Raw genomic sequence first — 10,513 nt, 5'->3', positions numbered from 1 at the left:
TCTAAAATCTAAAATCTAAAATCTAAAATCTAAAATCTAAAATCTAAAATCTAAAATCTAAAATCTAAAATCTAAAATCTAAAATCTAAAATCTATAGCCTAGTTTACTTGCTTGAATAAAAACCAATCAAGTTGACTTGTATTTAATCAAAATATGCTTGCTTTTTAACTAATTAAAAAAAAGATGGTTTTTTTTAATAAAAAGGTTTGACAAAAATCTGAGAATCATTAATATGCGCCCCACGAAAACGGTGAGATGGCCGAGAGGCTGAAGGCGCTCCCCTGCTAAGGGAGTATAGGGTTTGTAGCCCTATCGAGGGTTCGAATCCCTCTTTCACCGCCACTTTCGTAAGATAAAATTGCGCGTGTGTAGCTCAGCTGGATAGAGTACCTGGCTACGAACCAGGCGGTCGGAGGTTCGAATCCTTCCACACGCGCCACTTATCTTTAAACTTTCTCAAAACGCGTGTGTAGCTCAGCTGGATAGAGTACCTGGCTACGAACCAGGCGGTCGGAGGTTCGAATCCTTCCACACGCGCCATTTCTTTGCAAATTCTATTATTTCACTTTTATTTTTCCCTCTGCTTGTTATTTGTGAAAGCGGTGTTTTTTGTATTTATTCTGCTTTAAATTCATTTTTGGTTGTTACTATACAAAAACTTTGGATTTTTGATGCTTTACAGCTTATTTTCACTCATTTAATTTAGAGTGATGTTCAAACTTTGAACTGATATACTTCTCTGTAAGTCTTTACCTTATTAGCTTTTATAAAAAAGTTGACTAAAAGTTTATGTTTTCACATAAAACTAAAGCTTTTGCTTTTAACATGAACTTTTAGCCAGTTTTTTACCGGCGAAAACGACAATAATCACAAGTTAATTTTTAATTTGGTTGATTTATAATCAGGCTCATGCTATCCGTATTTCGCATGAACGAATAAGTTGAGACTAAATATGGAAAATAATATTGGACCAGTCCTTTTAGAGGCAGCTAACTTACTTCTGGTAGGTATGGTAGTTGTATTTGCGTTTTTAGGCATCCTCATTTTTTTAGTAAAATTAATGTCTAGTTTAGTTGGTGGTGATTCACCAGCTCCATCCGCAACAAATTCTAATCAAGCAGCTCGAAGACCTGCTCCGGCGAAACAAGACGATGTAAAAGTTAAAGCCGCTATTTCTGCTGCAATTCATCAATATCGTCAGGATAATAAATAACTATTGGGAGATTTTTTTATGGCCAAGCCACTAGCTATTACCGATGTCGTATTAAGAGACGCACATCAATCACTCCTTGCAACCCGTTTTCGTTTAGATGACATGTTACCAATTGCCGAAAAATTAGATAATTTAGGTTATTGGTCAATTGAAAGCTGGGGTGGTGCAACCTTTGATTCATGTATTCGTTATTTAGGTGAAGATCCTTGGGAGCGTATCCGCGAATTAAAAAAAGCCATGCCAAATACTAAACAGCAAATGTTATTACGTGGCCAAAATTTATTAGGCTACCGTCATTATGCTGACGATGTTGTTGAGAAGTTTGTTGAACGTGCGCATACAAACGGGGTTGATGTATTCCGTATTTTTGATGCAATGAATGATGTTCGTAATTTACAAACGGCTATTAAATCAGCGATTCAGGTTGGTGCTCATGCTCAGGGAACATTATCTTATACGGTAAGCCCGGTTCATACTATGGATATGTGGATTGATATGGCACGCGAACTTGAAGATATGGGCGTTCATTCAATCTGTATTAAAGATATGGCTGGTTTATTAAAACCTTATACAGTTGAAGAGTTAGTCACCCGTTTAAAAGAAGCGGTTAATGTACCAATTGCAATGCAGTGTCACGCAACTACTGGTTTAAGCACTGCAACCTATATGAAAGCAATTGATGCGGGTATTGATATGTTAGATACCGCGGTTTCTTCAATGAGTATGACTTACGGCCACTCTGCAACAGAAACGATTGTTTCAATTGTTGAAGGCACAGACAGAGATACCGGTATTGATTTAACTGCAATGGAAGAAATTGCAGCTTATTTTCGTGATGTCCGTAAAAAATACGCCAAGTTTGAAGGTGCATTAAAAGGGGTTGATGCCCGAATTTTAACTGCGCAAGTACCAGGCGGTATGTTAACTAATATGGAAAACCAATTAAAAGAGCAGGGCGCTGCTGATAAATTGGATGACGTATTAAAAGAAATTCCAAAGGTTCGTGAAGATTTAGGGTTTATTCCTTTAGTTACACCAACGTCTCAAATTGTAGGTACACAGGCAGTATTAAACGTATTAACCGGTGAGCGCTATAAATCCATCACTAAAGAAACCGCAGGGGTTTTAAAAGGTGAGTATGGTGCAACGGCCGCTCCAGTTAATAAAGAACTGTTAGAGCGCGTTTTACAAGACGGTGGCGAGGCCATTACTTGTCGCCCAGCTGATAAACTACAACCTGAGTTAGAGGCATTAACAACAGAGCTAGACAAATTAGCGGCTGAAAAGTCGGTTAAGTTGGCTGATGAAAAAATTGATGATGTATTAACTTATGCATTGTTCCCACAAATTGGGTTTAAATTTTTAGAAAACCGTAATAACCCAGATGTATTTGAGCCTGTACCGAGTGCTGAAACAGATGATAAAAAGCCAGCTGCTCAAGCGCCTGCGGTAAAAGCAGGTGAGCCTGCGGCTTATAGCGTTCGAGTTGACGGTAAAGTTTATCAGGTTGAAGTTGCACCAAGTGGCGCAATTGTGGATATTCAAAATGTACAAGCTGGCGGTGATGAAACCTTGCCTCAGTCTGCATCTGTGTCTGCTGCTGAAACTTTAAACTCGCCATTATCAGGCAATATTTTTAAAGTAAATGTGAAGCCTGGTGAGCATGTTAGTGCCGGTGATGTTGTTATCATCATGGAAGCGATGAAAATGGAAACTGAAATCCGCGCAACTAAAGATGGTGAAGTGATCGATGTATTTGTTAAAACAGGTGATTCAGTTCAAACTGGTGAGCCAATGTTAAGTTTAGCGTAAGGGTGACAAATGGAAGGTTTAGCTACGCTATGGGCATCAACCGGTATTGCTAATTTTCATTGGCAACAATTAATTATGATCACGGTTGGCTTTTTATTATTATATTTAGCCATTTCTAAAAAGTTTGAGCCGTTATTATTATTACCGATTGGTTTTGGTGCTGTTTTAACTAATATCCCGGTAGCGGGGTTTTCTGACGAAGGTGGTTTGCTGTATTACGCTTATCACATAGGGATTGATACTGGCGTATTTCCGTTATTAATCTTTATGGGTGTAGGTGCGATGACAGATTTTGGCGCACTGATTGCGAATCCAAAAATGTTATTATTAGGTGCAGCAGCGCAAACCGGTATTTTTGCCACTTTATTTGGTGCAATTTTATTAAACTTAATTCCGGGATTTAACTTTACTTTGGCTGATGCATCAGCCATTGCGATAATTGGTGGTGCAGATGGACCAACGGCGATATTTTTAGCATCGCGCTTAGCGCCCGATCTCTTAGGTGCTATTGCGGTTGCTGCATATTCTTATATGGCGTTAGTTCCTATTATTCAGCCACCAATCATGAAAGCATTAACAACTAAAGAAGAACGTAAAATTGTAATGGAGCAATTACGTCCTGTATCTGCGAAAGAAAAGATGATTTTCCCGCTAATGGTACTGGGTATTACTCTATTATTTTTACCAGAAGCCACTCCGCTGGTAGGGATGTTCTGTTTAGGTAATTTAATGCGTGAATGTGGTGTTGTTGATCGTTTAAGCAAAACCGCACAAAACGAGCTTATTAATGTAATTACTATTTTCTTAGGGTTAGCGGTTGGTTCTAAATTATCTGCGGATAAATTTTTAACTGTTGAAACCTTAGGTATTTTAGCATTAGGTGCCGTTGCATTTGGTATTGGTACAGCTTGTGGTGTACTAATGGCTAAATTAATGAGCAAATTATCCGGCGGTAAAATTAACCCATTAATTGGTGCTGCGGGGGTTTCTGCTGTACCTATGGCGGCGCGGGTAGTTAACAAAGTGGGTTTAGAAGCAAATCCGCATAACTTCTTGTTAATGCATGCGATGGGACCAAACGTAGCGGGTGTACTCGGCTCAGCAGTTGCAGCCGGTATTTTACTTGCGTTAGTCGGTGGTTAAACGCTGCTGATAAAACATTAATTTGTTTAACGATTAAAAAAGGGTTGTCACTGACAACCCTTTTGTTTTTTCTATTTTAGAAAAATCTAAAATCTTATTTAACCTGAACTGCGTATAACAAATGTTGAAGTAAATTTTTCAACAATTGGATTAAACAACAAACCTACTTAATTTACGTTCCTACGAGGATAGTTTTTTGTCTATCAAGGCATTTTTCTGTACCTAATAGCGAGCTATTAGTCAGAAAAATAACGATGAGAGACGGAAAAATAGCCCGTTGGGCAAATTTTATTATGTGCAGTTCAGGTTATCTAATCCGCAATGACAAATCTATTGCCTGTACGTGCTTAGTTAGTGCTCCACTTGAAATAAAATCAACACCAGCTTGTGCATAATCTGCAATGCTATCAATTGTGATATTACCGGACATTTCTAATTTTGCTGGTTTTTCACTCGCTTGATTAATAGCTGCGGCTTCGGCAATTTGTGCCGGAGAATAATTATCTAACATAATAATATCCGCACCAGCACTCAAAGCTTGAGTAAGCTCCTGATTGTTTTCAACTTCAACTTCAACGGGTTTGTTTGGTGCTATTTGGCGAGCTTTGGTGACAGCTTTATCAATTCCGCCCGCGGCCATTATATGATTCTCTTTAATTAAAAACGCATCATATAAACCCACTCTATGATTAACGCCACCGCCACAAGTAACAGCATATTTTTGTGCCAAACGCATGCCGGGAATGGTTTTGCGGGTATCCAGTAACTTAGTTGAGGTATGTTTTATTTTATCTACATACAAAGCGGTAGCAGTAGCCGTTGCTGACAGAGTTTGAATAAAGTTAAGGGCAGTTCGCTCACCAGTTAAAATCACTCGGGCAGGGCCTGTTAGGGTGCAAATTAATTGATTTGGGGTTAACTGTTCGCCGTCTTTGGCAAACCATTCAATGCTTACCTGAGAGCCAAGTTGTTTAAACGTTTCTTCTAACCAAGCTTGACCACATAATACGCAGTTTTCCCGAGTAATAATTTGCGCAGTTGCTATTTCATCTTCTGGGATAAGCTGAGCCGTAATATCATTATTGGCATCAAGACCGTTTAAATCTTCATACAGCGCATATTCAATTTGTTTGGTGATACTTATTTTTAATTCGGGTGTCAGTAAAGTTGTCATAATTCAGTCGTTAAAATATTCTTAAAATCCGGCAATTAAGCAATTTTAACATTAATATTGTTTAAGCGTTAGTTGATCGCCACGTTGGCTGAATTCAATTCGTTTGAGTGCGCTCATCCCTAATAAAATTTGCTCACCTTGCATGTAGGGGTTGATATTAGCAGCGACGTTACGTAACTGAATATCTCCAATATTTAAGCTGTCTAAACGGGTTTGATAAACTTGCACTATGCCATTGGCGGTATTAACACTTTGAGTTGGCCCTTTGGGTAAATTGAGTCGTTCGGCAACTTCTTGCGGAATCGAAACATTAGTTGCACCTGTATCTAATAAAAAGGTAACAGATTGGCGATTAATATATCCGTTTGTGACATAATGGCCGTAGGCATTACGCTGTAAAGTCACCTCAATACCACCAGCCTGATATTCACTTATTGGTTGCTGGTTTGGGTTTTCTTTATTGTCTAAAAAATTTTGAAACCAGTAAGTTAACAAAAAAAAGCCTATAATCCATGCAGCATAATTCATCCATTTACCCGTTTTTTGATTTAAATCAGGTTGTTCCATGAGTATTCCTACAACTTATAAAATAATTAATCATCAAATATCAGGGGTAGAGTTTCGCCCATCTTCACATTTTAATCAAAGGCCTGATCCTAAATTAATTAATTTATTGGTGATTCATTGTATTTCATTACCCGCTAAACAATTTGGCCTAAATTATATAGATGATCTATTTTTAGGATGTTTAGATTGTAATGCCGATAGCAGTTTTCAAGATTTACAAGGGTTAAGAGTTTCCGCCCATTTATTGATTAAACGAACAGGTGAAGTTATTCAATATGTTCCTTTTGATAAACGAGCATGGCATGCCGGAGTGTCTAGCTTTGAGGGCGTTGAAAACTGCAATGATTATTCAATTGGTATTGAACTGGAAGGGGCGGATGATATTGTTTATGAAACCATTCAATACCAAACGCTGGCAGCAGTTTGCCAACAAATTCAGCAAACATATCCGGCTATAACTCAAGCTAGAATTGTCGGGCATTGTGATATCGCACCTGGGCGAAAAACGGATCCCGGTCCAGCTTTTAACTGGCAACATTTATACAATTTAATTAATCAAAACAAAGGGAACTAACATGACATTACTGAGTTTAATCTTAGTAGTTTTGCTTGAAAGGTTAACCAAACCTACCGAAGCATTTCACTATCACTTTTATTATCAAAAATATGTGGGATTCACTCAAAAATTTTTCGATTCATCAACCAAGTACATGGCTGAATTATTTATATTAATTTGGTTGGCTGTGCCTGTTTTGCTGACGGCAATTATTCAAGATAGTTTAGGGCATGGATTAACCGGACTCATATTCAGTGTGTTTGTTTTATTTGTTTGTTATGGCTGCCCTCAGCACAGGCAGTCTTATCAACATTATATTGAAGCTGCTTGCCGTGATGATAAACAAGCTTGTTTTAGATATGCAGATCAACTCGGCCAAAAATTAGAAGATGATAACCAAAACAACGAAACCCTTGGTGAAGCTTTAGTTTGGGTGAATTTTAGACATTATTTTGCAGTGATTTTTTGGTTTGTAGTATTTGGCGCAGCAGGGGCGGTGTTTTATGTATTTGCCCGTAATTTAGCAAAATACAGTGAGCTAGAGGAAGATAAATACTGGCTGGCTGATGCAGCAAATCGATTATTAGCTATTTTAGTTTGGTTGCCGGCTCGGTTAACTGGATTCGCGTTTTTATTTGTTGGCCATTTTTCTAAGGCACTGCCGGTCTGGTTATCTGAATTATTAACTTTTAATAATGCGCGGGCATATTTAATTAAAGTTGCAAAGGCCGCTGAGCCTGTCGATGTACCAGAAAACGACGCTTTAACTGAGCCATGCCTAAAATTAAAACTCGCTAAGCGAGCTTTATTATTTTTATTGTGTGTGATCGCCGTGCTTACGCTTACAGGTGTTATCTAACCGCTTAAATAGCAATATAATTGACTTGATTTAAGGCGCGTATTCCCTTAGAATCCGCCACCAAATTAACGTGGCTTTAATTAAATTAAAGCTTAATATAAATGACGTATGGTACTTGGCGAGCAATAGCTTGGCGCAGGTGGCTATACGGCCGACCAGAGGTAATCCAAATGAAACAAGGTATTCATCCAGAGTACAATACAATCAAAGCTTCTTGCTCTTGTGGTAACGTGATCGAAACTCGCTCAACTGTAGGTAAAGATTTAAACCTAGACGTATGTTCAGCGTGTCACCCATTCTATACTGGTAAACAACGTGTTGTTGATACTGGTGGTCGTGTTGATCGCTTCAATAAACGCTTTGGTGCACTTAGCTCTAAAAAATAATCCTTGCAGATTAGTTTCTGATTTTTCAAAAGGCGCATTAGCGCCTTTTTTATTGCCTTTAAATCAAGTTATTACTTGTATCTGTATTAGAGCTAACTAACCTGAGGTGCGTATAAGAAATGTTGAAGTAAATTCCTCAATAATTGGATTAAATAATGCTAAATCAAGCTTATTTTACGTACCAACGAGGATGATTTTTCGCCTATCAAGGCATTTTTCTGTACCTAATAGCGAGCTATTAGTCAGAAAAATAACGATGAGGTGCGGAAAAATAGCCCGTTGGGCAAATTTTCTTATGTGCAGCTCAGGTTAACTATAGCAATAACACCCCTGCGCATTATCAAAAATAACTCTAGGTACCTGTTTAAACTCCAGCGCAGACTTAACGGTTAACTCAATCATGCTATTTTCTGTATTGCATAAATAACCTGAAGCAAAAGGTCCCAGATAAACGAGATCTTCATTTTCATCAAAAATAATAATGGCTGGCGAAGCCGGAATCTGTTGCTTTAACACATCATAATCCAGCTTGTTGATATTAAATCCTTTTTGGGTGAGCCAAGGCGTTAATGTAGCTAAATGTGTAGTTACAGCCTGATTACAGCGACAATGTTTAGATTCAAGCTGAAATACTTGATTAGCTAATGTAGCGTAACTTAATTTGAGGTTACTTTTTAACTGCGCCTCGTAATTTAATTTAGCTTGTGGACTTGCCAGCACGGTTGCTAATTGAGCATTTGGATCAAACTCAACTAAATTATCACTGGCAAACCAATAAAACGCTGCGCAAGTTACTCCCAGCCAAACAATAAAAATGCTGCCTGCTAAATAATTATTCAAACCTGAGAAGCGCATGACGTAATTGTTCTGATAGTTTATATACCTGTACGGAGCTCGCAGATATTTTATTTAAGAATTCTATTTCATCTTCCGTAATCTTTTTAACATCGTTTGCATGTTGAGCAATAGAGTGAGCTGTCGATGCTTGTTGTTCTGTAGCTATCGCAACTAAGTCAATATTTTCAGATACAACTTTTACAGACATACTGGTTTCATTTATATAGCCTTGCATTGTTTCACTGCTGTGTAGCATCTTTTCTAACTGATTAATTGACGATTGCATAGCGGCTACAGAGTTTTCAGACTTCTGTAGTAAAGCTTTTAATATGTCAGTGATTTTAGCTGTGCTCTCTTTTGTTCGAAATGAAAGCTGCCTTACCTCATCTGCGACAACAGCAAAACCACGGCCATGTTCACCGGCTCTAGCAGATTCAATTGCAGCATTCAGAGCAAGTAAGTTCGTTTGGTCGGCGATTGCTTGAATTGCTTCTACTACAGTAGATACTTCTTTACAGGATTCACTTAAAGCACTTATTTGTAGGCTAGTATGGTTAATGGTTTGCTCAAACGTAGTTATTTCCTGTTTTGATTGTGTTATCGCAAGATCAGTTTGTTCCACTAAAAGTAAAGCTTGAGTTGTGCGCTCATTCGCTTGATTTGCTCTTTTGGCTACTTCTGCTATTGCTAGTGACATTTGCTCAGTAGATGCCGCAATGGAGTCTGTATGCTGGCGACTTAACACCTTTAATTTTGAAATCTCGGCACAGCTATTTTTTAATCCATCAGCTTGTGAATCAAGTTTGGTAGCAGATTGTTTAGCTTGTTTGGCTAACTCATCAATGTGGATAAATAAATGATTATATTGCTCAAGCACTTTAATACTGCCGTATGTATTAGCTTTAATACCAAGTTTAACGGTATCTTCATTATACATTTTTTGTTGAATATTTTGCTCAAGCTCAGCACCTGCTAACCCCATCAAATACATTCGGCGGCAAATATAAACCAGTATCGAACCTTCTAGCAGCGCATAAAAAGCGTGTAAAAGTAAAAAGTTAAACTGTAAATGTCCTGCTTCAAATAAAAATACCGGAACAGAATTGAGCTGCATTACAAAAAATGCCACGTGGTAAACTAACACCGTGACAACCGCCGTGACGATAACTCGCCAATCCCGATAAAAAACCAAAACAGCTAAATAAGCAAAAATACCAAAATGGATTTCAATTAATCCCTGCATTTGATGTATATGTAGTGCACTAAAAATCATCGCCCCTAAAGCTACCGCATGGCGTGACCAAGCTGAACCCGGTTGAAATTTCATAAACAACAGCGGAATGACCAAAGCAGGCAACCCGATAATGATTAACTCAAGCCAAGTGCTATAAAAAAAGGCATAAATAACAGAAATTATAAACAGTAAGGTTAAAAAAGGTTGGAACGTCCTATGCGCTTCGATCGTCCATGGAAAAGTCAATTTTGAACTCATTGAACTACCACTCGAAGTATTTAAGTTAGAAGTGTTATACCGCTAAGTTTAGTAAACAGTTCAAATTTTCAAAATAAAATATTCTATATTTGCGAGTGTAATCACAAACTCAAATATTCTCATATCAAAAAATGATAAATATTACCTTTCGGTTGCTAGTCGGATTTTTCATATTTTTAACTCTATAGCCGTGCAGTATTAAAATATACATTTCTATCTATAGAGTGCAGGGGTAAGCCTAAGCCGTTAACCTACCCAATGAAGGTTGTGTTTGAGAGTTAGCAAATTATCCAGTAGATAGCAGAATTTTAATTTTATTTGTAAAGTTGGAAAAAGTTTTATTAATTTTATCTTTCTTTTTCTAAATTCCTCTTCACCAAACCCCGATTGTATATCGTCAGCGATAAAAAAACTTTAGCACTTTTTTTGCGATATTTTTGCATTTTTTTATTAAAGAAGGGGATTTTAACTCC

General features: G+C 37.7%; 10 protein-coding genes and 3 tRNA genes. 9 read left to right on the top strand and 4 right to left on the bottom strand.

The window, feature by feature from the left end; genetic code table 11:
- Positions 1–250 precede the first annotated feature (250 nt).
- From N7931_RS18540 to N7931_RS18515, 6 genes are all read left to right on the top strand, one after another.
- A tRNA-Ser gene (locus N7931_RS18540) sits at positions 251–343 on the top strand.
- A 20-nt stretch (positions 344–363) separates the two neighbouring features.
- Positions 364–440: transfer RNA gene (locus N7931_RS18535), tRNA-Arg, on the top strand.
- Between the two features lie 24 nt (positions 441–464).
- A tRNA-Arg gene (locus N7931_RS18530) sits at positions 465–541 on the top strand.
- A 412-nt stretch (positions 542–953) separates the two neighbouring features.
- Positions 954–1,214, top strand: coding sequence for an OadG family protein (locus N7931_RS18525; RefSeq protein WP_262795832.1), 261 nt, complete (start codon positions 954–956; stop codon positions 1,212–1,214).
- Positions 1,215–1,232: 18 nt separating this feature from the next.
- A complete protein-coding gene (gene oadA / locus N7931_RS18520) occupies positions 1,233–3,026 on the top strand; it encodes a sodium-extruding oxaloacetate decarboxylase subunit alpha (protein ID WP_262795831.1) in 1,794 nt (597 codons plus the stop codon).
- Positions 3,027–3,035: 9 nt separating this feature from the next.
- A complete protein-coding gene (locus tag N7931_RS18515; RefSeq protein WP_262795830.1) occupies positions 3,036–4,169 on the top strand; it encodes a sodium ion-translocating decarboxylase subunit beta in 1,134 nt (377 codons plus the stop codon).
- A 307-nt stretch (positions 4,170–4,476) separates the two neighbouring features.
- On the opposite strand, the gene nadC is transcribed toward N7931_RS18515, so the two are convergent.
- Both nadC and N7931_RS18505 read right to left on the bottom strand, forming a co-directional pair.
- Positions 4,477–5,343, bottom strand: coding sequence for a carboxylating nicotinate-nucleotide diphosphorylase (gene nadC / locus N7931_RS18510; RefSeq protein ID WP_262795829.1), 867 nt, complete (start codon positions 5,341–5,343; stop codon positions 4,477–4,479).
- Between the two features lie 51 nt (positions 5,344–5,394).
- Positions 5,395–5,910 (bottom strand): TIGR02281 family clan AA aspartic protease, encoded by a 516-nt coding sequence (locus tag N7931_RS18505; RefSeq protein ID WP_262795828.1) that lies wholly within the window; start codon positions 5,908–5,910, stop codon positions 5,395–5,397.
- On the opposite strand from N7931_RS18505, the gene ampD reads away from it, so the two are divergent.
- The 3 genes from ampD to rpmE all read left to right on the top strand — a co-directional run bounded on the left by ampD (position 5,909) and on the right by rpmE (position 7,711).
- Entirely contained in the window at positions 5,909–6,484 is a 576-nt protein-coding gene (gene ampD / locus N7931_RS18500) for a 1,6-anhydro-N-acetylmuramyl-L-alanine amidase AmpD (RefSeq protein WP_262795827.1), read from the top strand. The genes N7931_RS18505 and ampD overlap by 2 nt on opposite strands.
- Before the next feature lies 1 nt (position 6,485).
- Positions 6,486–7,325 carry a beta-lactamase regulator AmpE gene (gene ampE / locus N7931_RS18495; protein ID WP_262795826.1) on the top strand — a complete coding sequence of 280 codons (840 nt, stop codon included), beginning with the start codon at positions 6,486–6,488 and terminating at the stop codon, positions 7,323–7,325.
- A gap of 170 nt (positions 7,326–7,495) precedes the next feature.
- Positions 7,496–7,711, top strand: a complete 216-nt coding sequence (gene rpmE, locus N7931_RS18490) for a 50S ribosomal protein L31 (protein ID WP_262795833.1) — start codon at positions 7,496–7,498, stop codon at positions 7,709–7,711.
- A 309-nt stretch (positions 7,712–8,020) separates the two neighbouring features.
- Here rpmE and N7931_RS18485 read toward each other — a convergent pair whose 3' ends face one another.
- Together N7931_RS18485 and N7931_RS18480 are read right to left on the bottom strand one after the other, a co-directional pair.
- Complete coding sequence (locus N7931_RS18485) at positions 8,021–8,551, bottom strand: DUF6436 domain-containing protein (protein WP_262795825.1); 531 nt, start codon at positions 8,549–8,551, stop codon at positions 8,021–8,023.
- Complete coding sequence (locus N7931_RS18480; protein WP_262795824.1) at positions 8,544–9,875, bottom strand: methyl-accepting chemotaxis protein; 1,332 nt, start codon at positions 9,873–9,875, stop codon at positions 8,544–8,546. Before N7931_RS18480 ends, N7931_RS18485 begins: the two co-directional genes overlap by 8 nt.
- Positions 9,876–10,513 lie beyond the last annotated feature (638 nt).

The organism is Catenovulum sp. 2E275, from assembly GCF_025515275.1.
Taxonomy (GTDB): Bacteria; Pseudomonadota; Gammaproteobacteria; order Enterobacterales; family Alteromonadaceae; genus Catenovulum.
The sequence above is the reverse complement of the archived record's forward strand: the minus strand, read 5'-3'. Positions and strand labels throughout refer to the sequence as shown.